Annotated in this window: 27 protein-coding genes, 2 pseudogenes and 1 riboswitch; of the genes and pseudogenes, 19 read left to right on the top strand and 10 right to left on the bottom strand. The window is 34.6% G+C overall.

Annotated elements, in window-relative coordinates; all coding sequences use genetic code 11:
- Positions 1-202: 202 nt before the first annotated feature.
- Positions 203-343 (bottom strand): annotated as a pseudogene (locus ACUN28_RS04880) (helix-turn-helix domain-containing protein); the annotation flags it as partial.
- 277 nt (positions 344-620) lie between these two features.
- Here ACUN28_RS04880 and ACUN28_RS04885 point away from each other — a divergent pair.
- Together ACUN28_RS04885 and ACUN28_RS04890 are read left to right on the top strand one after the other, a co-directional pair.
- Positions 621-800, top strand: a complete 180-nt coding sequence (locus ACUN28_RS04885) for a hypothetical protein (RefSeq protein WP_000924670.1) — start codon at positions 621-623, stop codon at positions 798-800.
- Between the two features lie 88 nt (positions 801-888).
- Positions 889-1,510: pseudogene (locus tag ACUN28_RS04890) on the top strand (hypothetical protein); the annotation flags it as partial.
- Positions 1,511-1,549: 39 nt separating this feature from the next.
- Here the strand turns inward: ACUN28_RS04890 and ACUN28_RS04895 are convergent.
- Positions 1,550-2,533, bottom strand: a complete 984-nt coding sequence (locus ACUN28_RS04895; RefSeq protein ID WP_016136888.1) for an Rpn family recombination-promoting nuclease/putative transposase — start codon at positions 2,531-2,533, stop codon at positions 1,550-1,552.
- 172 nt (positions 2,534-2,705) lie between these two features.
- Between ACUN28_RS04895 and ACUN28_RS04900 the strand changes: the two genes are divergently transcribed.
- Positions 2,706-3,395: a DUF7003 family protein gene (locus tag ACUN28_RS04900; protein ID WP_016136887.1), complete on the top strand. Its 690-nt coding sequence runs from the start codon at positions 2,706-2,708 to the stop codon at positions 3,393-3,395.
- A 78-nt stretch (positions 3,396-3,473) separates the two neighbouring features.
- Here the strand turns inward: ACUN28_RS04900 and ACUN28_RS04905 are convergent, their stop codons facing one another.
- Both ACUN28_RS04905 and hpt read right to left on the bottom strand, forming a co-directional pair.
- Positions 3,474-4,376, bottom strand: coding sequence for a diacylglycerol/lipid kinase family protein (locus ACUN28_RS04905; RefSeq protein WP_016085807.1), 903 nt, complete (start codon positions 4,374-4,376; stop codon positions 3,474-3,476).
- An 82-nt stretch (positions 4,377-4,458) separates the two neighbouring features.
- The gene (hpt, locus tag ACUN28_RS04910; RefSeq protein WP_016135533.1) at positions 4,459-4,986 is read right to left on the bottom strand and encodes a hypoxanthine phosphoribosyltransferase; all 528 of its coding nucleotides are present in this window, start codon (positions 4,984-4,986) and stop codon (positions 4,459-4,461) included.
- Between the two features lie 161 nt (positions 4,987-5,147).
- Here hpt and ACUN28_RS04915 point away from each other — a divergent pair, with 161 nt between their 5' ends.
- The 6 genes from ACUN28_RS04915 to ACUN28_RS04940 all read left to right on the top strand — a co-directional run bounded on the left by ACUN28_RS04915 (position 5,148) and on the right by ACUN28_RS04940 (position 9,852).
- A complete protein-coding gene (locus ACUN28_RS04915; RefSeq protein ID WP_016085809.1) occupies positions 5,148-5,363 on the top strand; it encodes a hypothetical protein in 216 nt (71 codons plus the stop codon).
- Positions 5,364-5,546: 183 nt separating this feature from the next.
- Positions 5,547-5,879 carry a hypothetical protein gene (locus ACUN28_RS04920; protein ID WP_016085810.1) on the top strand — a complete coding sequence of 111 codons (333 nt, stop codon included), beginning with the start codon at positions 5,547-5,549 and terminating at the stop codon, positions 5,877-5,879.
- A gap of 177 nt (positions 5,880-6,056) precedes the next feature.
- The gene (locus ACUN28_RS04925) at positions 6,057-6,548 is read left to right on the top strand and encodes an LPXTG cell wall anchor domain-containing protein (RefSeq protein WP_016085811.1); all 492 of its coding nucleotides are present in this window, start codon (positions 6,057-6,059) and stop codon (positions 6,546-6,548) included.
- Between the two features lie 89 nt (positions 6,549-6,637).
- On the top strand, positions 6,638-7,258 hold the full coding sequence (locus ACUN28_RS04930; RefSeq protein WP_016136886.1) for a class D sortase: 621 nt from the start codon (positions 6,638-6,640) through the stop codon (positions 7,256-7,258).
- Positions 7,259-7,297: 39 nt separating this feature from the next.
- Positions 7,298-7,987, top strand: coding sequence for a response regulator transcription factor (locus tag ACUN28_RS04935; protein WP_016085813.1), 690 nt, complete (start codon positions 7,298-7,300; stop codon positions 7,985-7,987).
- Positions 7,984-9,852, top strand: coding sequence for a sensor histidine kinase (locus ACUN28_RS04940; RefSeq protein ID WP_016136885.1), 1,869 nt, complete (start codon positions 7,984-7,986; stop codon positions 9,850-9,852). Before ACUN28_RS04935 ends, ACUN28_RS04940 begins: the two co-directional genes overlap by 4 nt.
- 208 nt (positions 9,853-10,060) lie before the next feature.
- Here the strand turns inward: ACUN28_RS04940 and thiT are convergent, their stop codons facing one another.
- Positions 10,061-10,729 (bottom strand): energy-coupled thiamine transporter ThiT, encoded by a 669-nt coding sequence (thiT, locus tag ACUN28_RS04945; RefSeq protein ID WP_016136884.1) that lies wholly within the window; start codon positions 10,727-10,729, stop codon positions 10,061-10,063.
- Between the two features lie 86 nt (positions 10,730-10,815).
- Positions 10,816-10,917: riboswitch (TPP riboswitch) on the bottom strand.
- Positions 10,918-11,111: 194 nt separating this feature from the next.
- Here thiT and ACUN28_RS04950 point away from each other — a divergent pair.
- Genes ACUN28_RS04950 through ACUN28_RS04960 form a run of 3 tightly spaced genes read left to right on the top strand, consistent with a single transcriptional unit; the run spans position 11,112 to position 13,508 of the window.
- On the top strand, positions 11,112-11,339 hold the full coding sequence (locus tag ACUN28_RS04950; protein ID WP_000060512.1) for a FeoA family protein: 228 nt from the start codon (positions 11,112-11,114) through the stop codon (positions 11,337-11,339).
- On the top strand, positions 11,336-13,324 hold the full coding sequence (gene feoB / locus ACUN28_RS04955) for a ferrous iron transport protein B (RefSeq protein ID WP_016136883.1): 1,989 nt from the start codon (positions 11,336-11,338) through the stop codon (positions 13,322-13,324). The genes ACUN28_RS04950 and feoB overlap by 4 nt, the downstream gene beginning before the upstream one ends.
- A 16-nt stretch (positions 13,325-13,340) precedes the next feature.
- Positions 13,341-13,508 carry a FeoB-associated Cys-rich membrane protein gene (locus ACUN28_RS04960; RefSeq protein ID WP_000989585.1) on the top strand — a complete coding sequence of 56 codons (168 nt, stop codon included), beginning with the start codon at positions 13,341-13,343 and terminating at the stop codon, positions 13,506-13,508.
- 55 nt (positions 13,509-13,563) lie between these two features.
- On the opposite strand, the gene ACUN28_RS04965 is transcribed toward ACUN28_RS04960, so the two are convergent.
- Positions 13,564-14,921 (bottom strand): IS3 family transposase gene (locus ACUN28_RS04965; protein WP_154214474.1). Its coding sequence is split into 2 segments (ribosomal slippage): positions 13,564-14,465 and positions 14,465-14,921, totalling 1,359 coding nucleotides; the frame shifts between segments, so codons are not numbered across the junction.
- Positions 14,922-15,383: 462 nt separating this feature from the next.
- Between ACUN28_RS04965 and ACUN28_RS04970 the strand changes: the two genes are divergently transcribed.
- From ACUN28_RS04970 to ACUN28_RS04990, 5 genes are all read left to right on the top strand, one after another.
- Positions 15,384-16,049, top strand: a complete 666-nt coding sequence (locus ACUN28_RS04970; RefSeq protein WP_000110287.1) for a PspA/IM30 family protein — start codon at positions 15,384-15,386, stop codon at positions 16,047-16,049.
- A gap of 81 nt (positions 16,050-16,130) precedes the next feature.
- On the top strand, positions 16,131-16,535 hold the full coding sequence (locus ACUN28_RS04975; protein ID WP_016085820.1) for a DUF350 domain-containing protein: 405 nt from the start codon (positions 16,131-16,133) through the stop codon (positions 16,533-16,535).
- Between the two features lie 21 nt (positions 16,536-16,556).
- Complete coding sequence (locus tag ACUN28_RS04980; RefSeq protein ID WP_000051753.1) at positions 16,557-17,063, top strand: DUF4178 domain-containing protein; 507 nt, start codon at positions 16,557-16,559, stop codon at positions 17,061-17,063.
- Between the two features lie 12 nt (positions 17,064-17,075).
- Entirely contained in the window at positions 17,076-17,891 is an 816-nt protein-coding gene (locus ACUN28_RS04985) for a DUF4247 domain-containing protein (protein ID WP_016085822.1), read from the top strand.
- A 98-nt stretch (positions 17,892-17,989) separates the two neighbouring features.
- Positions 17,990-18,208 carry a hypothetical protein gene (locus ACUN28_RS04990; protein ID WP_016085823.1) on the top strand — a complete coding sequence of 73 codons (219 nt, stop codon included), beginning with the start codon at positions 17,990-17,992 and terminating at the stop codon, positions 18,206-18,208.
- 95 nt (positions 18,209-18,303) lie between these two features.
- Here ACUN28_RS04990 and ACUN28_RS04995 read toward each other — a convergent pair whose 3' ends face one another.
- Both ACUN28_RS04995 and ACUN28_RS05000 read right to left on the bottom strand, forming a co-directional pair.
- The gene (locus ACUN28_RS04995) at positions 18,304-19,176 is read right to left on the bottom strand and encodes a YitT family protein (protein WP_016135528.1); all 873 of its coding nucleotides are present in this window, start codon (positions 19,174-19,176) and stop codon (positions 18,304-18,306) included.
- Positions 19,177-19,364: 188 nt separating this feature from the next.
- Positions 19,365-20,399, bottom strand: coding sequence for a YdcF family protein (locus ACUN28_RS05000; protein ID WP_016136882.1), 1,035 nt, complete (start codon positions 20,397-20,399; stop codon positions 19,365-19,367).
- A 710-nt stretch (positions 20,400-21,109) separates the two neighbouring features.
- Between ACUN28_RS05000 and ACUN28_RS05005 the strand changes: the two genes are divergently transcribed.
- A complete protein-coding gene (locus ACUN28_RS05005) occupies positions 21,110-21,883 on the top strand; it encodes an S-layer homology domain-containing protein (protein WP_016085826.1) in 774 nt (257 codons plus the stop codon).
- 82 nt (positions 21,884-21,965) lie between these two features.
- Positions 21,966-22,199, top strand: coding sequence for a spore germination protein (locus tag ACUN28_RS05010; RefSeq protein ID WP_033659789.1), 234 nt, complete (start codon positions 21,966-21,968; stop codon positions 22,197-22,199).
- Positions 22,200-22,366: 167 nt separating this feature from the next.
- On the opposite strand, the gene cydB is transcribed toward ACUN28_RS05010, so the two are convergent.
- Positions 22,367-23,395, bottom strand: a complete 1,029-nt coding sequence (gene cydB / locus ACUN28_RS05015; protein WP_000017650.1) for a cytochrome d ubiquinol oxidase subunit II — start codon at positions 23,393-23,395, stop codon at positions 22,367-22,369.
- On the bottom strand, positions 23,385-24,734 hold the full coding sequence (gene cydA, locus ACUN28_RS05020; RefSeq protein WP_016085828.1) for a cytochrome ubiquinol oxidase subunit I: 1,350 nt from the start codon (positions 24,732-24,734) through the stop codon (positions 23,385-23,387). The genes cydB and cydA overlap by 11 nt, the downstream gene beginning before the upstream one ends.
- Positions 24,735-24,814 lie beyond the last annotated feature (80 nt).

Consider the following 24,814-nt stretch of genomic DNA (forward strand, 5'->3'; position numbering starts at 1 on the left):
ACAAAAAAGGTTGTTAACGATTTTGTTAACAACCTTCTTTGTATTAGTTCATTATACTTTGTTTTTTGGAAAAATGCGAAGGTTAGTAATTGTTAAAGTATAGAGGAATAAGGATTATATAAGCTAAGGATTATAAATTATCGTTGAAAGCTTTGGTAATCATTCAATTTGACACGGTGTGTGACGTCAACCTTCTCCTCATTTTTCTACCTTTTTCAATTTCTACTAATGTTTTTTTCGATAAACCAATAACTTCTGACATTTTTTCTTGTGATAAATCATTTTCAACACGGATAAGTGTTAATTTGGAATTAACGAGTTCAATAAATTCTTGTTTATTTATAATGCCACTCCTCTTTTGTTATAGTGTAAATTTATCGAAACAATAGGGATGGTAAGGAACAAGAAGCAACTATTAATGAAGTAGGTAAATTAACAAAAGGTTCGTACTGGAATATGCTTACAAAGGGAAAGTTTTTACATGATAAAATGCAAGTAATGATGGGTATGACTCCTGATGGACGAAGCAAAGTTAGGATTGTAAGTATGAATCCGATTCTTAATGAGAGAATTAGATTTGTTATTTTATGGTAAAATATAGGGGGAGGGGGGAGTAAGTTATGCTACTCATTGTTAGCCTTATTTTAATTGGAATCATGTGTAGTATGAGAATAGTATCTTTACATATGATAGAACGAGATAAGATAGAAGAGCGATACGTATATTGTCCAAAATGTGATGCGAAAATTAGAAGAGGGAATGCTGCTCCTTTTTGTTCGAAATGTAATTTAATATTTTAGTTCAAGTAAGTCCGCCGAATCACTTTGTATGGTGCTGGATTGTTCTTTTGAAGAAACCGTTGGGAAATTTCAGTGCTATTTCAAAAAAACGAACTGTATTACTTCTTTATACGAGCGACATATACCAAAGTTAAGAACAGACTATGAAAAAGGTATCTGGATTCACTGTGTGGATGATATTTCATTATTAAATAAGTGGGAGGAGAAATATCGAATTTTTCCTGAATATATGAATGTGTTTGTAGAATATGGGAGTGTAAAGGATTTCCCATATTTATCAGATAGAGAGAAAAAAGAATTAGCCCTTAAAATCGTTCATACTGAAATGTGATTGGGATATAGAGATGTTAGAAAAAGCATACAATAAGGTACTGGATTTGGATTATAAAAATGAATTTATTTATATAAAGAAGAGTAGTCCAAATAAAAAATATGTATGTAGTATAATTTGGCAGCATGAAGTGATGTATGCTGATATGTACTTAGAAATAAGGGAGTATAGAACGAGACGACTAATCAAAAAGGAAAAGCTTATTAGAGAAGAAGATATGTATAAAATGTCTAATCATGTTAGTGACGTGGCTTGGAAATTAAACCATAAAGTAATGTTGATGAACGACAAAGAGAAAACTATGTGGATGTTAACTTTTTTAGAGAAAAACGATCCAGATAATTTAGTTTGGAAGATTGAACGAATTGAGGAAAGTTGATAAAAAAGAGCTTGAAACAATTCAAGCCCTTTTTTATTACTATTTATGTCCTAAAATATGTTCAACCTCATGCACACTTAATTTACTTGCCTTAGCAATCGTTTCAAGTGGCATACCAAGATCATACATGCTTTTAATCATTTGCATTCTTCCCTGTTGAACACCTTCTTTTCGACCTTGTTCAATGCCTTGTTCAATGCCTTGTTCAATGCCTTGTTCAATGCCTTTTTCAAGCCCTTGTTCAAGCCCTTTTTCAATTCCTCTTTTTATTCCTTCTTGCTCTGCGTGAGCGAATTTTGCGGCCTCATCCATTAGAACCTTCTCCCTTGCGTCATAAGCTTGTCGGAAAGAAGAATCTTGACTCATACGTTCCCATTTATTTATCGTTTTTTGTAAAATAGGATCTTGGTTCATAGCAATATCCTCCAATGTTTTAGTTAAGTGCTCATCCTCATTTGCTGAAAGCAATAAAAGCCAACGAACAAATGGATCTTTCCACGGATTTACTTTTTCTTCATGCCATTGTTCTATTAATTTTGGCATTTCTACAATGTGAATCTCTATGCCATCACTCAAGAGTTTTTGTTGTTGTGTATTCCATAACGTGCCCGTTGTATGAAATTCTTTGTGATCTAAAAACATTATGAAGTTTAATAAATTAATGGTGATGGTTTTACGAAGTGCACTATATGGCATGCCTTTTTGTAATTGAGATGTGTATAATTTTCCCCAATAATATAAACTGCGTTTCATCATATCGTGATTATTATTAAGTTGTATTTCTACATTTATTTTTGTTCCCGTGTTTAACGTAGCTGAAATGTCTAGAATTGATAACTTATCATCTTCATATTCCCGGTGTAAATGTGGATCTTCTAATTGTAGAGAAGCGATGGGTGACTCTAAAGATTTTTGTAACATCGCGTTTAAAAAAGTGATTAGAATATCTTCACTATCATTTGTACCAAACAATTGTTTAAATGCAAAATCAATGCGTAAATTAACTAACTGTTGGTTGAACAAAGTTTGTCCTCTCCCTTATATCAAGGTGCTTCTTTCCTTCATTTTACCTAAAAATAACTAGAGCATGCAAATAGAGCATTCTGCTATTTTTAAGTAGCATTATTAGAATGTCACAGGCAAGAATGGCTATGTTATACTCTAGTGAAATTGAAAAGTTTATATAGAGGTGAAGATGATACATATGCAAAAAGGTATTTTGAAACTATTAGATAAAAAGCAAAGTAAGTATGAATTTCCTACCCTTGATAATGAAGATATGGCTATTTCGCAAGTGAAATTCTCTCTTTTCTTTAAAGATAATAAGGATTGGTTAATGGTGTTTCAGGTTGTTGGTGTAGGATCATTAGGTGTATGTAATAATATTCAAATATATGGTGATGGAGTGGATCATTTAATTGGTGATGATGGCATTTTGCAATTAAATGATGGAGATTATGAATTATTTGATGATGAAGGTGAATTTGTATTGGATATTCATAAAGGTAGTGTGAAAATTCGTGATCATCATTTTGAATATGAATTTACAGAAGAAGATTATGTGAATCATGGAATAGAAGTACAAACGACAGAGTCTTATCCAACATATTTCATGCGTGTGCTTGCTACTAATGATGAAGCTCGAAAATTAGTATGGTGGGATAAAGAAGAAATTTTAGAAGAGTGCGGTTTAGAAGGTGATTGGGAAGTAGCGTATGAAACGGAAGAATGGCAACATGTTGAGGACGAAAAAGTAAGTGAAAATGAATTCTTCCAATCAGTAGCCGCTGCAATAGAGAAGAAAGATCCAAGTGTTATTGTGAATAAGAACGCTAATACACATTGGAAAAATTGGGTGGAGTTTGATTATGAAAACTCATATTAAAAATGAAAACTAGGTTAAAATACCTTTCTAATAAAAAAGACGAGCTAAAATGTTAAAACTTTAGCTCGTCTTTTTGTATTACACAACCGCAGGATTATAAATCATCGTAAAGTGCCCTTGTAATAATTCAATATGACAAGGTGTATGAAGCGAGCTTTCTCCATCTGTATCTACTTCTTTTTCTTCCTCTGTTTCAATATGAATGGATTTCGCTTTTACGTGGAAGATATCATTTTCATTTGAGTCTTCAAATAATTTCTTTCCGATGTAATCTTTAAATGCTTGAATCCCTGTTGATTTTACAACGAAAATATCAAGTGTTCCGTCGTCGCATTTTACGTTTGGGATAAAGGAAGGAATACCACCAAGATATTCACCATTTCCAACCATAACAAGGACAGCTTCGTCTTCATATACTTGTCCGTCGTACGTAATTTTTACTGGGAATGTTTCAGCATTTTTGACAGTTCGAATGGTGCTTAGGTAGTAACCAATTTTACCAAGCTTTGCTTTCTCTTCTGCATCGATATTGTTTGATACTTCAGATACGAGTCCAATACCCCAAAAGTTTAAGAAATGTTGTTCGTTTGCTTTTGCGACGTCAACTGGTTTTACATGTTCCTTTGTGATAAGCTTTGCTGCTTCTGCAATATTTTGCGGAACACCGAGTGTGCGAGAGAAGTCGTTGCAAGTTCCGCCGGGAATAATTGCAAGTGTAGGTCTAGTTTCAAGAGGTGCTAAGCCGTTTGTGCATTCAAATACAGTGCCGTCACCACCAAAGACGATAATTAAATCTACTTTACTAGCAAACTCTTGGCAATATTTTGTTGCATCACCTTGCTTTTTCGTATGAAGGATATGTAAGTCAGGAAAAGCTGCCGCAAGAGGTGGTACGATTTTCGTTAAGTTCGTATGTAAATCGCCTTGCCCTGCTTTTGGATTTACGATGAGGAGTACTTTTTCAAATTTTGTTTTTGTCATTTTATTCTCTCCCTTTGTCTTTTACGAATCGTGATAGAAAATAAACTTCCATCAGTAATTGATGAAAGTTCATTCTATTATATTATTCCGTTACAACTGAAGCGATAAATGGTAAGTTACGATATTTTTCTGCACAGTCGATACCGTAGCCAACGATAAATTCGTCTGGAATTTGGAAGCCAACATATTCAGCTTTTAAGTCTACTTTACGACGTTCAGGTTTATCAAGTAACGTACAGAATTTCAACGCTTTCGGTTTATGCATAAAGAAGTGATCTTTTAAGAAGTGAAGTGTTAAACCAGAATCGATAATATCTTCTACTACAATTACGTTTTTTCCAGTAATGTTTACGTCGATATCTTTTAATAGTTTTACTTTTCCAGTTGTTTCTGTTTGATTTCCATAGCTAGATGCAGAAATAAAGTCGATTGTTACATCGTTTTTAATGTGACGAATTAAATCAGCAGCGAATACGAAAGATCCTTTTAATACAGCGATGACTATGATTTCTTCTCCTTCAAAGTCACGTTCGATTTGAAGTGCTAGTTCTTTTACTTTTTCTTGCAATTGTTCTTCAGAAATTAAAGTGTCTTTTATTTCAATATTCATTGGAGTCCTCCTACAGTGTAAAACTTGCGAACATTTCGACTGTAAAGGATAGAAAGGAAAAAGTCAAAGAAGACATCAGGTTTTTACAAAAATCCCCACAAAATAGTCAGATGATATGATATACTGATTACATTAAGAAAACGCTTCCATAAAGGGTGATTATGATGAGAAAGAAAGAGTATACAAGTGCAACATTTATAAAAGCATTACTTTTAACAATTGTTCTTGGTAGTTTGGCTTACATAATTGATGTACCAGCGATTCGGATTTCACTAATTGGAATGACTTTAGTATTAGGCGCAATTTCCCACGGTATGATGTCACAGCTGCAAGAAGCTGGAGTCAATCATATGAAAGATCATATAGATGAGAAATGAGAAACCTTCACGTATAGAGAGTGAAGGTTTTTTGTTTCTTACAAAAATGTAAGGTAGTTGTAAGACAAATCGATAGTTGCATAGTAGTGTTTTGGATAAACTATAAGTGTAAGGTAAAAGGCAAGCATATTTTAGGTAAATTAAGTTTTAGGCACTCTATATGTGAAAAAGGAGTAGGAGGGCATGGAGAAACGTTGGACGACCTTTTCTTTTCTAGCAACTAGCAACACCGTAATGCTAGCTGGTGAAATGGATTTTTTGCACTTGTTTGATCGAGAAGATGATCATTCTTCTTCTAAATTTACAATGAAATGGAATAAATGGAGCGAGAGTTGTAGGTTTGAAGAAGAGACCCCTAATGAAGAGCAAAAGATTATTTTGACAAACCCTATTAAAGCTTGGGTCGTTCAACGTCGTAAGTGTAACGTCAAAAATCACTTCAAGAAAACTGAGCCGAGACAATTAGTTATCGCTCCGGCCCGTTCTACTTCTAAATCACGCGAAAGTAACATGTAAATATTGAGACACACACCCGAAAAAACATCGTATATATTGCGATGTTTTTTTATTTTTCTACAATGAAATCTTTAAATGAAATATATTTTATCTGCATCTTATATTTATATCGATTGTTTATTCTAGTGATACATCCGATGCGAAGTGATGTAAAACGTATAAAAGGAGAGAAATAAAATGAAAAAGAAACTATTACCAATCTGTGCGATGGCACTTTTAACAGTAGGATATTCTTCAGTAGCGAGTGCGGATACTGGAACAGTAACAAAGGAAGAAGCAACGCAACTGCAACAAGATAAAGCGAAAAAAGAAGCAGCGATTAAAGAACAGCAAAAAAGTGAAGAAGAGAAAAAGAGAATGGCGCAAGAGCAGTTGAAAAATGATATGGCTAAAAAAGAGGAAGCGATAAAAGCTGGACAAAAAAGTGAAGAAGAGAAAAAGGGAATAGCACAAGAACAGTTAAAAAATGATATGGCAAAAAAAGAAGCAGCAATTAAGGAACAGCAAAAAAATGCTGCAGCAAAAAAAGAAGTAGCAAAGCCGGTTGTACAAGGTGAAAAATTACCAAACACTGCATCAAATAATGTAGTAATGATGGGGTTAAGCGCGTGTCTTGTCGCAATAGGTACATTATTTGGTTTGAATCGTCGTAATAAAGTTAAGGTGTAAATAAAATATTGTCCTATAAAGAGCGGGAAAATTTCACATATTAAAAATGGTAGGTTATTCCTACCATTTTTTGCATGGAGGGATGAAAATTGAAGTTACTTAATTATATCGGAATCATATTGATGGCCATCGGGCTATTTATGGGATCATATTACGCAGTGGAATGGTATAAAGGAAAAAGCTCTGCTCAACAATTAACGAAAGAAGAAATAAAGAGCCTTAACAATATACAAGATAATAAACTTTCTCACGAAACATCTGTAACTTCTCAAGTGCCTTCTTCTCAAACAGAACATAAAGAAGGAGAAAAGGTAGCGATATTAAATATACCGAAAATAAAGAAGAAGTTTTCTATATATTGGGGAGCGGATGATGCAACTTTGAAGAAAGGGGTTGGAATGTTCGTTAGTGATGTAACGACAACGCCATCTGGAGGTGGACATACTGTACTAAGTGGGCACCGGGATACTGTATTTACCGATTTAGGGGAGCTAAAAGAAAAAGATACCCTTGTTTTAGAGTATGATAATAAAATTTACACATATGAAATTCAAAAGACATGGATTACCCATGCGGATGATCGTACTGTTATTATAAAAAAAGAAGAACCGATATTAACACTGACAACTTGCTATCCATTTGATTATATAGGGGATGCACCAGATAGATATATTATCGAAGCGAAGTTAACTGCGAGCTATGCAAAATAAGATTGTAGTTTTTGAAAGTGGAAAGGGGATACATAAGTTATGGCAAAAAACATTTTAATTGTGGAAGATGAAGATATTTTGCGTGAAATATTAAAAGATTATTTTTTGAGTGAGCAATATATAGTGTTTGAAGCAAGAGATGGGAAAGAAGCTTTAGTTGTATTTGAGCAAGAAGAGGTGGATTTAGTTATTTTAGATATTATGTTGCCGGAACTAGATGGGTGGTCCGTTTGCCGAAGAATCCGTAAGACATCTGAGGTTCCTATTATTATGTTGACGGCGCGTGTAGATGAAGACGATACGTTACTTGGATTTGAACTTGGGGCGGATGACTATGTGACGAAGCCGTATAGCCCACCAATTTTATTAGCAAGAGCGAAAAGGTTGTTAGAAAGTAGAAAAGTAACAAAGCAACTTTTAGAGAATGAAGATGATACATTATCAATCCATGGTATTCACGTCCATTTTCCGTCACGTACTGTTACGGTAGATAAAACAGACATTAATTTAACACATACAGAATTTGAAATATTAGCGTATTTTATGAAAAATCAAGGGATTGTTTTAACACGAGAGCAACTCATTTCAAGAATTTGGGGATACGAATTTGCCGGTGATGATCGAACAGTTAATAGTCATATTCGTAATCTAAGAAATAAATTAGGAGCGAAAGCAAAATACATTACAACTGTAGTACGCACCGGATATAAATTTGAGGGGAATGTATGAGAAAAGGGATTGTACTAAAATTATTTACTCTCACAACGGCACTATGTATGTTAATTTTAGCGACGATATTTATTGGACAAACGATATTTTTTAAACAATATTATGCCAATCGAAAAGTGGAAGATATTAAAGTGAATTTAAATTCCTTTGAACAGAATTATTTAAATAATGCCGGAAATGCAGAAGGAATTCAGAAGCTGGAGCAAGACTTTTTAAGAGAAAATAATACGTGGATTACGACATTAGATCAGAACGGGAATTTAAAACATGCAGATGATTTTTATTTTGAGGTAACGATAGATCGTAGGCAACAGAAGAGTTTTGGACATCAAATATTCAAAATTCCCTTATACAATCTCGTCAATATTGAGGAGATTGATAATAAATCATCAGAACAGTTTTTAGGCCAAGAAATTTATTTTTCTGGAATGAAAAAAGAAGATAGTTTTATTCCATTCACTTTCTCGTTATCTAAGCAGACTTTAAGCGGATGGAATAAACCGTTAGAAAAAGCATTTAAGGAGAAAATGAGTAAATTAGATCAGGAGAAAAAGAAAGCAGCGGGTGAACAAGTTGGTAAGGAAAAGAAGCCGGTCGTTCAGGAGCAAGTTGCCCAAGAACCAGCTGCCCAAGAACCAGATGCTATCATAGGAGGGCGTGTTACGAAAGTACAGTTTCCAGATGTAAAAGGCCCCGTAAATCCAATTTATAAAAACACTTTATTTTTGGATAGCATAAAAGAATTTCAAACGGATGTAGTACTAAAAGAGGGTAATCCAATAGAGTATTCAACAAAGACAATGGACTATGAAAAAAATGATATAAAATATAAATTATTAATGAAACCGATAAAAGAAAAAGACGGATCCATAACATATATATATGCGATGGCTTCCTTACAGCCTGTAGATGAGGCTGTACAAATGGTACAAGATTATTACATCTACATCATTGCATTTGTAGTTGTTCTTATTTTTCTCGCTTCGTTCTATTACTCTAAACAAATCGCAAAACCGTTATTAAAAATAAATGATACAACGAAGAAAATAGCGCATTTAGATTTCACAGAACAAATACCGATCACTTCAAAAGATGAAATTGGTGATTTGTCGAAAAATATTAATGTATTATCCAATAAGCTCCATTCGCATATTGGACAGCTAGAGCAAGATATTGAAAAGGAAAGAATGCTAGAAAATACGCGGAAAGAATTTATTTCTGGTGTTTCGCACGAATTAAAAACACCGCTGAGCATTATGAAAAGCTGTATTTCTATTTTAAAAGATGGAGTAGCTGAGCATAAAAAAGATTACTATTTTCAGGCAATGGAACGAGAAGTAGATAAAATGGATACGTTAATTTTGGATATGCTTGAGTTAGCTAAATTTGAGTCAGGTACATATAAAATGAAAATGGATTCATTTTATATCGATACAGTAATTGAAGATATATGTGAACACCTTTCTGTAGAAATAGAGAAAAAAGAACTTCGTGTTCATAAAAATATAGGTCCATTTGAAGTGATAGCAAATCAAGGCCGGATTGAACAAGTCATCGTGAACTTCATTACGAATGCCATACGTTATACACCAAATAAAGAAGATATTATTATTTCTACAATAGATGAAAAAGATCGTATAAAAGTATGTATTGAAAATAAAGGTACTCACATTGAAGAAGAACAATTAGATAAAATTTGGGATCGTTTTTATCGCGTGGATGCAGCTCGCCAGCGTTCGCAAGGTGGAACAGGTCTTGGGCTTGCCATTTCAAAGAATATTTTAGAACTACACGGTGTTGAATATGGAGTAAAGAATACAGAAGATGGTGTATTATTTTATTTCTACTTATTGAAAAAAGCGTAGATGATGCATGCTACGCTTTTTTAATTTATTTTCATATTATCTTTACCTAATCTTTATTTTTAAGCGATATAATCTGATTAGAAAATGAGGTTATGTAAGGAGTCGATGAACCGTGCATAGCAATTGGCTAAGTATAATGGTATTTATTTTCTTTTGTGCATTTATTGTATTTTTAATTGATATTACGATATGAAAAAAAGAGCGCTCATTAAGCGCCCTTTTTGTTTGAGTTTAGTCGATAAGCATTGATACTCTTGAATAAACGTGGTGAAGTGATAAATAAAAAGATAAGTAAAACGGTACATAGAATATAGGAACCAATCATTGTACTACCATTTACGATTAATGAATATAGCACAGCTGATTGACCTTTCGGTGCATATTGTCCCCAAAAAATAATACCGGCAATGAAGTGACAGAAGTAGCGAGCAAAGCTACCAATAAATGTAGCAACAATAATGTAACCAATAACTTTCTTTCCTTCGTTTTGTTTTGAAGAAGGTTTGTCTTTACGGCTACCTAAATTGGATTGGTCTTCGCAATTTTCATTGGATGTTAAAAGTGCTTTTTGAATTGGACGATAGAATAAACCAGCAAATCCAATGAATGCGAAAGCAACGAAGTATTCAATGAGTACTTGAATTGGTGTGACGATAATGGCATCGCCTACGACAATTTGTAATAATCCCCAAATTAAGCCTCCTAAGAAAGCCATTTTGAAGCCCCAGCGGTATGCGATAATAAAAATAGGAATCATAGCGAATGAGATGGAACCGCCTGTTGGAAGTTTGATTGATAATGGTAAAATGTCGATGACCAAGGCGAAGGCTGCAAGAATGGCAGATTCGATCATCGCTTGTAAATTGGTGTTACGCATGTTGTCTCCCCCTAAATCCAAGTTGTACAAAAAAGAATAGGTATCATAGGAGGATACGAAATACGTAAATAAAAAAGAGGTATGTATTTCGGACGTTTGCACAATCCCTGCGTTAGCATTAACTAACAGGTTCGAAGGGTCGGAACGAAGTGTTCCCTCTCAGCGGCATGGCTCCCCCTGTGATAACGAGATTCTTTATTTGCTATTGTTTATTGTAAGCGAAATGGATGAGAATGGCAAATGAATCAAGTATGACAATAATTGAAATATAATTGTATTGAAATGTTAATAAATATGAAGCGAAAAGATATAGTCCAAATGAAATAGAGTATGCTATAATTTTTTTGAAAATAATTATCATTCTCTTCTGAGGGGGAAGGTTATGAGCTTAGTAGATATTAAAATTGGCGAGAAAGTGTTAGTAAAAAGTATTCAGTCTTTAGATCAGTTATTAAAGCGTAGACTAGCTGCTTTCGGTCTTGCGGAAGGAAGCGAACTTCGCTTGAAACAGAAAGCGATGTTTAAAGGTCCTTGTACATTGGAGTGTCGTGGACAGTTAATTAGTATTCGTCATTGTGACGCGAAAATGATAAAGGTGGAATTAGCGTGAATAAGGTAGCTTTGCTAGGGAATCCGAATACAGGGAAGACATCATTATTTAATGCACTTACTGGTTCTTATGAATATGTAGGAAACTGGAGTGGTGTAACAGTAGAAAAAAAGGTTGGTAAATTAAAAGATAAGCAAGGAACATTAATTGATTTACCAGGAGTGTATGATTTGAATCCAGTTTCACGTGACGAAGGTGTCGTTACGAATTTTCTACTAACAGACGAATTTCATCATATGTTAAATATTGTGGATTCCTCGCAGTTTGAACGAAATATGCATTTAACGTTGCAATTACTTGAATTTGGAAAACCGGTTTCAATTGGATTAAATATGGTCGATGTGGCAAAGCAACGAGGCATTGTAATTGATGTAAAACGGTTATCAGAACTATTAGGTGTAACAGTCGTTCCTGTCGTTGCAAGAAGCGGAAAAGGCTGTGAAGAACTGCTTACTACTCTTAAAGAAAATGACAAAAATGAGAAAAAACCATTCATTATTTCATATGGTGTACCAATGGATGAAGGAATTGGAGAGGTAATCGCTCTTTTAGAGACAGTGAATTATAAGCATCCGAGATGGTTAGCCCTTCAATTTTTAAGTAATAACGAAGTAGTAGAAAAAGAAATGAAAGCATTACCAATTTATAAGGAACTTGTAGCCATTCGATCTCGCTTAGAAGGAAAACTCGATTGTACGTTAGAGGAGCACATTTACAAAACTCGTGAAGCGTATATTGAAAAGTTAAAAACAAATGTTATGAAGCATGAGAAAGAAGGAAAAATTCCTTTTTCGGAAAAAATAGATAGGTTAATTACACATAAAATTTTAGGACTTCCAATCTTTTTAGCAGTTATGTTTTTTATTTTTCAGGTTACGTTTACGTGGATTGGTACACCTTTATCTGATATGTTAGATGGATTTTTTGGCGGGCAGCTTACGGATTGGGTAACGGCTGGACTCACAAGTATTGGTGCTTCTGACTTTATTCAAGCACTCGTTACAGAAGGTATTATTGCTGGTGTTGGTGCGGTATTAGTATTCGTTCCACAAATCTTTGCACTATTCTTTTTCATTTCATTATTAGAAGACTCAGGATATATGGCGCGAATTGCAGTTGTTATGGATAGAATTATGGAATTCTTCGGTTTAAACGGAAAAGCATTCATTCCGATGATTATCGGTTTTGGATGTAATGTCCCAGGTATTATGGCAGCGAGAACGATTGAACAAGAAAAAGAAAGATTACTTACAGTGCTTGTAACACCATTTATGTCTTGTTCGGCACGTTTACCTGTATATGCGTTATTTGCGGGAGTATTCTTCCCTCATAGTCAGGCAACTGTTGTGTTCTCCTTATATGTTGCAGGTATTGTTCTAGCGTTATTAGTTACAAAAATTATGTCTCTTACAATTTTAAAAGCGGAGAAGTCTATTTTCGTCATTGAACTACCTCCTTACCGCGTGCCACAAGCGAAAACGTTATGGCTGAGCACATGGGAGAAGGGAAAAGGATTTGTTCGTAAAGCTGGTACATTCATCTTCGGTGGCTCGGTTGTCATTTGGTTATTAAATTATGCAGGTCCATCAGGATTTGGTGTTGATATGGGAGACAGTTTCTTGGCGATGATTGGTGGATTTATCGCACCACTATTTGCACCGCTTGGCTTTGGAACTTGGCAAGCTGGGGCATCCCTTTTAACAGGATTTTTGGCAAAAGAAGTTGTCGTTTCAACAATGGCGATTATTTATGCGGTTAAAGAAGATGTGCTAGGAAATGTAATGGGAGCACATTATACAGCGTTATCAGCGTATGCATTTATGTTCTTTGTTTTATTATATGTTCCGTGCTTAGCGACAGTAGCTGTTATTAGACGTGAAACGGGATCGGTGAAATGGACGATTTTCTCAGTCGTTTATCCACTCGTTGTTGCTTATGTATTAACGTTCATTATATACCAAGTTGGATCCTTACTCGGATTCTAGAAGGAGATGTATTGTGATGATGGTCAATATTATAATTGGAGCTATCATTTTTGGTTATGCAGCATATACGTTAGTTCATTTTGTAAAGAGAAGTAAAAAAGGAAAATGCGCAGCATGTTCTTTAAATAAGTCATGTCAGTCACAAACTTGTAGTCCGGATATGGAGCAAATTGCTCATAAATAACAAAAAAGCTTTGCGAAATTGAAGTGACCCCTAAAAGTTAGGCACGGTTAGTTCATTAGGCAGCTTGATAAAAGTGAGTCCGGTATTGTACCGGACTCATTTTTAATTTTGCCTTTATCCGTTTGGTATTATAATAATCTATATATTTTTCTAATTCTATTTCGAAATGCTCTACACTTTCAAACTCTTTTATGTAGAGAAATTCAGACTTCATGATTCCAAAGAAATTCTCCATTACTGCGTTGTCGTAACAGTTGCCTTTACGAGACATACTTTGTACGATACCTCTTTCTTGTAATGCGTGACGGTACTGTTTCATTTGATAATGCCAACCTTGATCTGAATGCATCAATAGTTGGTGACTTTCAGGTAAACATTCTAATGCTGTCTCTAACATTTCTGAAACAAGTGAGTATGTTGGTCTAGAGCCAATTGTATAAGTAATGATTTCACCATTATACAAGTCCAATACAGGGGATACATAAAGTTTCTCACCGAATAATTTAAATTCCGTAATATCGATTACCCATTTTTCATTTGGCGCATCTGCCGTAAAATTACGCTCTAAAATATGGGGTGCAATTTTACCAACCGTTCCTTTATAAGATTTATATTTTTTCATACGTACAAGGCATTTTAAACCTAACTCTTTCATAATTCGTTGCACCTTTTTATGATTCACTATTTGATTACGGTTGGCTAATTCATCACGAATACGACGATATCCATAACGACCTTCGTGTTCATCATAAATCGCTTTAATTTCTACTTTTAAATCCGCATCTGGATCGATTCTATCCATTTGTTTTACATAAAAGTAATATGTGCTTCGAGGGATACCCGCTAACTTTACTAATTCTTTCACTTGAAACTCATGCCTTAATTCATAGACTACTTGTGCCTTATCTTGTTTGGTGATTTTTCCTTGTTTTGAACTAAGGCATTCAACTTTTTTAAATACGCGTTTTCCATACGTAAGCGCTCTAATTCAGCTTGTAACGCTTCAACTGAACCTTCTGCCGGAATTTTTTTCGTATCCTGTTTTGTGTTTTTATTTTTCATGGATGGACGCCCCTTTTTCTTTGGTTCAAGGGCATCTAAGCCACCTAATTCAAATTGCTTCTTCCATTGATAAACCGTTGTAAAAGAAGGAATCATGAATATAGCCGCTGTATCCATTAACGATATACCCGATTGAGCCATAAAATTTAGTACGTTTAGTTTAAACTCTACGGTGTAATTTGTATAGACCTCGTGTAAACCTTCTTCTCCATGGAGTTCGTATAAGCGCAACCAGTATTGAAATTGCGCCTTTGTAATATGCATCTGTTTTGCATATTCTGCTTGAGAAATTGTTTTTGGATTAAATCCTTGAACGAGCTTTAACCTTGAATCCTTCGTAAATTTTGTCATAAAAAAACTGCACCTCCAATTGTTAGACTGTGTCTAACAATTGGGGTGCAGTTCAAATTCGCAAAGCTTTTTTTGTTTCACTTTATAGTAAATACAACTTTTATATTAGACTTTACAGTATGAGAAGCTTGTTTGTTGCTTCTGGTATTAGTGTATAAAAAATATTGAAACGTAACTATCGAGTTAGCCTACAGTAACATTACAATAATGTAATTTAGTGAAAGTGTATAAAAATAAGTCAATTCTGAAGAGGATTAATGAGAATATATTAGGAATACAATGTTTTATCTGGAATGTCATATTATATTGGCTGTATTTTGGAAATAACATGTAAGGACATATTAGTTTTGTTATAATAAACACATAGGTTGTAAAAATGAATATTCTTTACTGTAAAGGGAGATTTTTCAGTTTTCCAAGTAGTGAATTTGAAATACGAGGTAAGTCATAGGAGGAATTAGAATGTCTGTATTTAAACGATTAAGAGATTTAACAATGTCAAATGTATATTCACTAATTGAAAAAGCGGAAGATCCAGTTAAGATGACGGATCAATATTTACGCGATATGCAAGCGGATGTACAAGAAGCTGAGAAAAGTGTAGCAGCTCAAATCGCGCTTGAGAAGAAATTCAAAATATTATTTGAAGAGCAAGAAGCACTTGTGAAAAAACGTGAAGAGCAAGCTCATATGGCTGTTCAAGCAAGCAATCTTGACCTTGCGCGTCGTGCTCTTGAAGAAAAACAAAACGCAGAACAAAAGATGAATGAGTATAAAGCAAGCTATGAGCAAAACAAAGCTGCTGCTGATAACCTTCGCCTGAAGCTAGAAGAAATGCGTAAGCAATTAACAGAGCTGAAAAATAAACGTGAAACACTTGTAGCACGTGTAAATGCGGCGAAAGCACAAAAGAATATTAATCAGGCGATGTCTGGATTTGATTCAAATTCAGCAAAAGCTGGTTTAAGCCGTATGGAAGAGAAAGCTCTTCAATTAGAGGCTGAAGCAGAAGCAAGCGGTGAAGTGTACAAAAAAGAAAAATCATTAGATGACGAATTCGCAAGCTTAAACAAAAATTCTGCTGTTGACGATGAATTAGCTCGTATTATGAAGCAGTATGAGAAATAATATAGAATAGAGACAAATGAACCGACATGTCTAAATAAATTCATGTCGGTTTTCTATTATCATTTAAGAGGAGGTTTTGCAATGACATGGACAAATGTGTTAGCCATGCTTGTATGGACTGGAGCAAGTGCAGTACTTTTATTTGCAATTATGTGGATTGATTCAATTTTTACTAAATACAATGATTTAAAAGAAATAAAGAATGGAAATACAGCTGTAACAACGCGTTTCGTTATGAAATTATTCGCGCAAGGGTACATTTTATCTCAATCTATAACGAAAGCAAATGACTTATGGCAAGCGCTACTTGCATCAGCAGTTTCTTTCGTTATTTTATTAGTGGTAGAAATGTTTATCGAATTTGTGTTAAAGAAAATGTCTGGCTTAGATTTAGAAGAAGGTACGAAAGAAGGCAGTGTCGCCCATGCGATGTTGGCTGGATCATTACATATCGTTGGTGCACTTATTTTAGGTGCTTGTTTATAAAGAGAGAAGGAGGGGTAGATCGTGAGTTTATTTAAACGAATTAAAAATATAATGAAGAGCCCAGAGCCGCCGAAACCAGAGAAAAGTTTGTTAACGTTAGCTCCTGGCGATATGATTGAAGTTTCATTAGTCATGTATGAATTAACTGGGAAAACGAGTATGCATTCTCGTAAAGAAATTGTTTTAACGCTGCAAGACGGGAAAGATATTCGTTATTTAAAAATTGAAGACCGTGAAAATACGTATTACAAATTATATACACCAATTGATGGTCGTTTAGATTCTATTGATGAAGTTCCGACGACAATTGAAATGGATGATACAGAGTACCATATGGAAGAGCAATATAACGGACGTGTTGTTGTGATGGGGAAAACACCATTCTCTGCTTCAGAAGAACAGTACGTATGGGAATTCCAATCAGATAACCGAAAATTATTGCGTATTGAATGGCAAAATGGTCGCACAATGATGTATGAGGGAGAAGCAATTATTCCTGCTGATGTACAAATTATAAGAGCAACGTAAGGGGGCGTAATCATGTCAAACCGATTGTTTACCATGATTAAATCGTTCGTAATCCCTATACTTGCTATCGTTATATTACTTGTTGTTGCTGGATATGCCCTATCAGGTTGTCAAGGCGGGCAGACAAAGTCGATTCAAGACCGTTATCCACTTGAATCTGTCGCAAAGGAAGGTAAACAAGAATCTTACGTGTATAGGGCCGCCAATCGGTCAGTTCCTGAAGTCGCAAAGGAACTTATAGCCGAAAGGAAACCGAAGCAAGCATCTAAAGAAGACGAAAATCAAATGTTCCTCGTTTATTCTGATAAAATGTATAATTTACAAAAGGATAAAGAGAAACCATCTGATACGTTAATTGAAGTAAGTAATGAAGAATTTGTCCGTCAAAATTACCAACCATCCTTCTTGCAAGGATATATTATGGGAAGTATATTAAATGATATATTCGGTTCAAAAAAATCATCATCCGGTGATTACCGAGGGTATAATGACAGACAAAATCATAAACCAGTTATTCCAGAAAGACCACCTACGAAAGAAGAAAAGAAAACCCCTCCTCCAATTACGAAGGAAGGGAAAGGATCTATCATTAAGCGAGGCGATAATGTAGATTCGAAATCTTCTGTAGGAGATACAGGAAGTATTACGGAAAAAGGAAGTAATACGCCTCCGCCTTCTACTGGAAGCAAAGGGAAAATTACAAAAACACCAGGTGGCTCGAGCGGATCAGATGTGAAGCCGAAATCATCTATTAAAACGCCGCCAAGGAATACGTCTCCCCCGAAAACGAGGGTTGGTGGTTCAGGAAAGATTACGAAGAGAAGATAGTTATAGAGACCGAAAAGTGGAATTTGCTTTTCGGTCTTTTTAATATGTAAATTAGTTCCTTTTAGCTGGTACAATTAAGTTATAAGGAGGAGAATAGTATGACTATATATAAAAGGTTTAGTTTGATTATGTTCCTCGTCTTATTCCTCAGTTTGTTTATTAGCACAACGATGAAATTTCACTTTGTAGTAGGTATTCTATGGATACTATGTACATGTACTCTCTTTCTATATGTTCCGCTTCGCTTTCAACAGAAAGTGCCCGCCTTTCAAAAATATGTAGCATGGATTAAGAACGGAGGAAGATGGGGGAAGTGAAATGATATCGGCGATTATTGAAATATATCGACCGCAATTTCATAATAAAAAGAGGGTGCACCAAATTGTTGGCGCACCCTCTTTTTTTATAATGATTAATGAATATCACGTTTCTTAAAGTTACCGCCTTTTACTTCTGCTACATCATAAACTGTAATGAAGGCATTTGGATCGATTTCATTAATTAAGTCTTTCATTTTACTTTCTTCTAAACGGTTAATTACGCAAGAAATTTCTTTAAATTTCTCTCTTGAATAACCACCGTATACTTCGTTATACGTTGCGCTTCGGCCTAAACGATCGCGAATTGTTTCTACCATTAATTCAGGCTCTTTCGTGATGATTTTAAATGTTTTCGAACCACTTAAACCAACTTCAACAATATGAATCACTTTCGAAGCGATAAAGTAAGCAATTGCCGAAAGGATAGCTCCTTGAAGGCCGAATACTGTTGATACGAAAATAAACACGAACATGTTTAAGAATAAAATAAGGTCACTTGTTCCAAAAGGTAACTTACGAGAAAGTAATACAGCTAGCATATCGATTCCATCTAATGCGCCGCCGTTACGTAATGCTAGTCCCATACCGAAACCGATAATAATACCACCAACAACTGTAACGAGTAATGTATCACCTTCAATAATAATTGGTATTCCGTGCATGACAACGGTACCTATTGCTAATGAAGCAATCCCGATAATAGAATAAATTGCAAAACTTTTACCAATTTGTTTGTATCCTAACCAAACGAAAGGAATGTTAATAACTGCGATTAGAGCTCCTAATGGCAATCCAAATAATCTTGAACTAACGATACTTAAACCTGTCACACCACCGTCTGATACGTTATTTGGAATTAATACCGATTCTAATCCGTACGCTGTGATAAATGCCCCAATAATAATCATCAAAGCTTTTGAAGCGATTTTTAGCTTATTGGGCTTGTTTTTGATAATTTTCTCCATGTAATTTCCTCGTTTCAAACTAGTTTCTTATTTGTTACGTAATTCACACCTAAATTCCATTTTAACATTTAATTTGAAAAAATTCTCCTTTAATGGATGTATGCAGGGAATATTATCACCATATTATCTTTAAAATATTTTTGAAATAAGTATAAGAAATCCCATCCTTATGAAAGGATGGGAGAATGTTAAGAAACAATAAAACTAAGGACTGTTAGGAATAAAGCGAAACCTAAAATAGTCCCGCACACTTTCATATGGCGCTTACGTCCCATTACAACAATTGCGACATATTCACGAATCATTGCGTTAGGCCAGTAATAAAAGGCTGTTTTTGATCCGATTCCTTGGCTATTAAGGCCAGCCTGTCTTGCATATATACCAGCGCGGAAAAGATGGAAGTTGTTCGTTGTAAAGATACTTCTATACTTACCTTCTGGTTTTAAAGAATCCATAATTTCTTTAGAGAACGACATGTTTTGATATGTGTTGACAGAGCGATTTTCCTGTACTGTATGTTCAATTGGAATTCCTTTTTCAACAGCATATTTTTGCATTGCTTCTGCTTCAGGAAGACCTTCATCTGGACCTTGCCCACCAGAGAAAATGATTGTTGGTGGTGTATTTACAGAGGCTTGTTTCCAATAAAAGTCGATTGCTTTATTAATGCGACTTGCAAGTAAAGGTGGTACTTTATCATTAATTAAGCCACTACCAAGAACGATGATGAAATCTTGATTACGTCTTGGTCTATTGAATTGATATAAAAAATACGCGCTTAAGAAGTTAGATAAATGCACAAAGAAATACATAGTTATAAGAGATATAGCAGCAAAAATAAATTGAAAATGCTCTGAGAATAAACTTGCTGGATTTATAATAGGGAGCATTATAAAGAATAAAATCCCTAAAGCAGCAATTAAAGTTAAAGAGTTTGTGAAGCGTCTTCCTTCACGTTGCATTAAAATTTTTGCATTAAGAAATAGTCCAAACATTAAAGCGACTATAGCAAAAGGTATCATTACAATTAGCGCTAACATGGGAATAATAACAATAAAATGTAAAGAATTACTACCAGACTCATAAGAGGCTATAGCGCAAAATAATAGAAATGAACAGAAAAAGGCATTAAATAAAAAGCCATTTATTATTTTTCGTGGATCTTTTAAATATGAGATAAGAAAAATAATAAACAATATAAGAGGAATGATTCCAAAATACATAAATATAGTACACCTCAATTTGTATAAGAATTTGACATACCTTTTATATTACATGATTTTATAATTAAAAATGAAAGGAAAAATGATTTTGAATTTTCTCAATAAAATATATGGATACATATGTTAAAATGTATGAAAGGCGATATATTAAAAGTAAAATGGTTGAAGAGGCACTCTATGGAGTGTCTTTTCTTTTAGGTATGTAATTATGCATATTATATTTATTTTTAAATGAAGAAGATTAAAATATAAGTTATAGGCAGACTTTATAAAGCAGAATTTAATACAAACATTTTCCTCTACTTTTTGTATCTAACAATCGTATAACAATAAATAATTCTGTTTTATAGTGTCTGTTTATGAAAGGTGTCTTCTTTGAAGGCACCTTTTTGTTGTTTAGTATAGATAGTTTTCACTGTTAATATAGTGGAAACTATCTATACTAAACATTAGCAATCTTCCGTATAAACATTATCAATTTACTATATATTCCAGTGGTGTTAACCTACATATGAAAGGCTTTCTTTTTCAAAATATTACCCCTAATAAATTTTTGAAGAAGTCAACTGTCTCCAAAATTGCCATTCATGCTTAGCAAAAAAGAATCCTACTGGATTCTTTTTTGTGTTCGACATAATATGACAAATTGTATTTTTATAATTTGTTATTATGTTAAATGGTTATTAAGAAAAGTAAAAGGGGATCTTAGAATGAATTTAAAGAAACTATTTTTAACAGGCGCGATTGTCGTAACAACTGCCTTTACATCTATTGGAACGGCACAAGCAAGTATTATCTTCAAAGATGTTCCAACAGGGCATTGGTCTTATAAAGCAATTTTAGATTTAACAAGCAAAAATATTGTTAGTGGGTACGGAAATGGAATTTTTGGGTTTGGTGATGATGTGACTCGTGAGCAAGTTGCTAGACTTATGTATCTCCAGCTAAAGCCGGAATCGAAAGAGAATTACAATAATCCGTATAATGATATTAATGATCATTCAACAAATTTTAAAAAGGAAATTTTAGCATTAACAGAAATAGGGATTTTTGCAGGAGATGAAAAAGGGAACTTTAGACCAAAAGCTTCTTTGACTCGTGAAGAAATGGCTCAAGTGTTAACAAATGCATATAAATTAGTGGCAAAATCAGAGCATACATTTGTAGATGTAGATAGAAAATCATGGTCGAATAAAGCGATTAGCGCTGTGCAATCTAATAAAATTGCCGCGGGAACAGGTGATAATATGTTTTCACCTAAGATGAATGTGACTCGTGAACAATATGTACAGTTCTTATATAATGCGACATTACCATATGAGGAAAGACCAGGAGCAAATCAAGAGCCAAAGCGCTTTGCTAATTGTAAAGAAGCAAATGATGCTGGATTTTATGATATTACAAGAGATAGTCCATACTACGGTAAGCATTTAGATCGTGATGGCGATGGAATTGCTTGTGAGAGAGAGAAGAGCGGTAAATAAGAAAAAGCACTCGTCCTGAGTGCTTTTTCTTATGGAAACATGCTATTTTTTTAGGCGATTCTCATAAAATAAAAGTAACGAAATGAAAGTAGGTGAAAAAATGCCGTCAGTTGTGGAAGGTGTTATTATTGAAAATTGTAACGGAATAATTAATTTAGGTGATAAATATAATGTGCAACCAATTGAAAAAACGAAAGCTTATAATGGATCGGGATCATCGAATACAGGAATGAAAGTACAAACATTTAGTGGTATTAGTACAGCGGATGTAGGGGACAACGATGTGTATGATCAAGTAATCCAATCTACGTTATAATTTTTATATGCAAAATTGCATAAAGTAACATGTTTGTCCTGTGATACAATCTAGCTGTGAGCTGTTAATGATTCTTCTGTATTATAGTTGTTAGATTGGAAATATAACATCTTATCGAAAATCATACGTATAAAAAAGACACTTCTAACGAAGTGTCTTTTTTCACCTTAGTGATACCCTTTAGCAGAGTCTTTATGAATTTTATTTTTAAAGATACTGTAGCTCCAAAGTTGATATCCAATAACAATTGGTACCATAACCATTGCAACGAAGAACATAATTTTTAAGTTTAATTGACTGCCAGCTGCGTTGTATAACGTTGTACTATAAGCATCATTAATACGAGATGGTAACATTCTTGGGAACATACCTGCAAAGCCAGTTGTCATAAACATTGCGATTGTTAAGCAAACGAATGTGAATGCGAGACCGATTTTATGTTTGTACACCATAATAAGTGCGAGTACACTCATTAACATGGCAAGTACCGGAAGAATGAATAGTACCGGATATTCTGTGAAGTTTTGGAATAAATTTGTACGATTTGCAGTTGCTACATAGAAAATAGCTAAAATGATAGCAGCTGCCATTGAAAATGGTCTTGCGATTTTATAAGCACGATCAGATACTTCACCAGTTGTTTTAATCATAACCCAAAGGGCACCAGATACGACAAATATAGCAGTGAAGAACAGACCTCCTAAAATACCGTAATGATTTAGTAAGCTAAGTAAATTTCCTTCATAGCCATTTTTTCCGATTTGTAGTCCATAATAAAGGTTAGCGAACGTAACTCCGAATAAGAAAGCGATTAGGAAACTACCAATTGTAAATGCCCATTTACAAGTTTTTTGCCAAATTGGTGAATCATCTTTATGCATGAATTCCAGTCCAGCGGCACGAGCAAATAGTGCAAGTAATACTAAAAATAGTGGTGTATATAGGTAACTAAACATATTTGCATATGTGACTGGGAAGGCAGCAAATGTTGCGCCACCAGCTGTAATTAACCATACTTCATTACCACCCCAGAACGGGCCAATTGCTTCTTGTAATTGATTTCGTTCTTGTCGGTCTTTCGCAACGAACGGGAAAATCATTCCGTTACCAAGTGCATACCCATCAAGAATGAAGTAAACTGTCCAAATCACGCCCCATAAACCAAACCAGATGATTGCAAGCATATCATGAGACATGAGCTGCACCTCCCTCAGTAGCAGGTTCTTCTAATGCTGCTGGTCCTTTTTTCGCGAACTTCAGCATTAAGTATACGTCTGCGATTAAAAGTAAAGTGTAGAATAAGATTAAACTAATTAATGAGAACCAAATTTGTGGGACAGATATAGGCGATACAGATTCTGCTGTACGCATTAGTTTATAAACTGTCCATGGTTGACGACCTACTTCGGCGACAATCCATCCAGCGTTAATTGCGATATATGGTAGTAAGACAGACCACATTGTAATTTTTAAATAACGTTTTGAGTTTTCTAGTTTTCCTTTTCGGTTTAAATAGAAACCGAACCAAGTTAATGCCATAAAGAACATACCAAGTGCAACCATTAAGCGGAAGCTATAGTACACGAGGTTAACGTTTGGACGATCTTCTTTTGGAATATCTTTTAAACCAACAATTTCACCATCAAATGAGTTTGTGTAGAAGAAGCTTCCTAGTTTCGGAATCGTAAGGAATTCAAAGTTCTTTTCGTTTTTCACATCAGGAATTTGAATAATCGAGAAGCCTTGTCCTTTTCCAGTTTCCCAAACAGCTTCCATCGCAGCACCTTTAGCTGGTTGATATTTAGCGGCGGATACACCAGATTGATGTCCCATAAATGGTGTAACTGTTGCGGCGAATAAACCTAACAGTAACCCAAACTTAAATGATTTTTTGAAGAATTCCACTTCATTTTTACGTAATAAGTGATAGGCACTAATTGCCATAACGAAGAAAGCACCAACAATATAACAACCAATTACAGTATGGAAGAACATGTTCCAAGCATATGGATTTGTAACAAGTGCCCAGAAATCATTTAATTCAGCGCGGCCATTACGTACTACGTAGCCAACAGGGTTTTGCATAAAGCCGTTTGCTGTAATAATCCAAAGTGCGGAAATATTTGTTCCAAGTGCAACCATCCACATACAGAAGGCACGGAACTTTGGTGAAATTTTGTCTTTACCGAATAACCATATTCCCATGAAAGTAGATTCTAAGAAGAAGGCAACAAGTGCTTCGATTGCGAGAGGTGATCCGAAAATATCTCCCATATATTTGGAGTACTCAGACCAGTTTGTTCCAAATTGGAATTCCATCGTAATCCCGGTTATAATCCCCATTACGAAGTTAATTGTAAATAATTTACCCCAGAAATTTGCCATTTTGCGGTATGTTGGATTCAATGTGCGGGCGTATTGAGTTTCCATACATGCTACCAAAATAACAAGTCCGATTGTCAAAGGTACAAATAAAAAGTGATAAAAAATAGTAATTGCAAATTGAAAACGACTCAGTAACAGAACGTCGGACATAATAAATATTCACTCCTTTTTTACATTATCTACAATCAGTTTATAGTGAAAATGTGGTTAAAGAATGTGAGACTTGTTAC

Source organism: Bacillus sp. WC2507 (genome assembly GCF_052656125.1).

Bases quoted from the DNA above. Each gene is read 5' to 3' on its own strand.
- ACUN28_RS04885 (WP_000924670.1), top strand. From the start codon at position 621: ATGCTACTCATTGTTAGCCTTATTTTAATTGGAATCATGTGTAGTATG.
- ACUN28_RS04900 (WP_016136887.1), top strand. From the start codon at position 2,706: ATGATACATATGCAAAAAGGTATTTTGAAACTATTAGATAAAAAGCAA.
- ACUN28_RS04905 (WP_016085807.1), bottom strand. From the start codon at position 4,376: ATGACAAAAACAAAATTTGAAAAAGTACTCCTCATCGTAAATCCAAAA.
- hpt (WP_016135533.1), bottom strand. From the start codon at position 4,986: ATGAATATTGAAATAAAAGACACTTTAATTTCTGAAGAACAATTGCAA.
- ACUN28_RS04915 (WP_016085809.1), top strand. From the start codon at position 5,148: ATGATGAGAAAGAAAGAGTATACAAGTGCAACATTTATAAAAGCATTA.
- ACUN28_RS04920 (WP_016085810.1), top strand. From the start codon at position 5,547: ATGGAGAAACGTTGGACGACCTTTTCTTTTCTAGCAACTAGCAACACC.
- ACUN28_RS04925 (WP_016085811.1), top strand. From the start codon at position 6,057: ATGAAAAAGAAACTATTACCAATCTGTGCGATGGCACTTTTAACAGTA.
- ACUN28_RS04935 (WP_016085813.1), top strand. From the start codon at position 7,298: ATGGCAAAAAACATTTTAATTGTGGAAGATGAAGATATTTTGCGTGAA.
- ACUN28_RS04940 (WP_016136885.1), top strand. From the start codon at position 7,984: ATGAGAAAAGGGATTGTACTAAAATTATTTACTCTCACAACGGCACTA.
- thiT (WP_016136884.1), bottom strand. From the start codon at position 10,729: ATGCGTAACACCAATTTACAAGCGATGATCGAATCTGCCATTCTTGCA.
- ACUN28_RS04950 (WP_000060512.1), top strand. From the start codon at position 11,112: ATGAGCTTAGTAGATATTAAAATTGGCGAGAAAGTGTTAGTAAAAAGT.
- ACUN28_RS04960 (WP_000989585.1), top strand. From the start codon at position 13,341: ATGATGGTCAATATTATAATTGGAGCTATCATTTTTGGTTATGCAGCA.
- ACUN28_RS04970 (WP_000110287.1), top strand. From the start codon at position 15,384: ATGTCTGTATTTAAACGATTAAGAGATTTAACAATGTCAAATGTATAT.
- ACUN28_RS04975 (WP_016085820.1), top strand. From the start codon at position 16,131: ATGACATGGACAAATGTGTTAGCCATGCTTGTATGGACTGGAGCAAGT.
- ACUN28_RS04985 (WP_016085822.1), top strand. From the start codon at position 17,076: ATGTCAAACCGATTGTTTACCATGATTAAATCGTTCGTAATCCCTATA.
- ACUN28_RS04990 (WP_016085823.1), top strand. From the start codon at position 17,990: ATGACTATATATAAAAGGTTTAGTTTGATTATGTTCCTCGTCTTATTC.
- ACUN28_RS04995 (WP_016135528.1), bottom strand. From the start codon at position 19,176: ATGGAGAAAATTATCAAAAACAAGCCCAATAAGCTAAAAATCGCTTCA.
- ACUN28_RS05000 (WP_016136882.1), bottom strand. From the start codon at position 20,399: ATGTATTTTGGAATCATTCCTCTTATATTGTTTATTATTTTTCTTATC.
- ACUN28_RS05005 (WP_016085826.1), top strand. From the start codon at position 21,110: ATGAATTTAAAGAAACTATTTTTAACAGGCGCGATTGTCGTAACAACT.
- ACUN28_RS05010 (WP_033659789.1), top strand. From the start codon at position 21,966: ATGAAAGTAGGTGAAAAAATGCCGTCAGTTGTGGAAGGTGTTATTATT.
- cydB (WP_000017650.1), bottom strand. From the start codon at position 23,395: ATGTCTCATGATATGCTTGCAATCATCTGGTTTGGTTTATGGGGCGTG.
- cydA (WP_016085828.1), bottom strand. From the start codon at position 24,734: ATGTCCGACGTTCTGTTACTGAGTCGTTTTCAATTTGCAATTACTATT.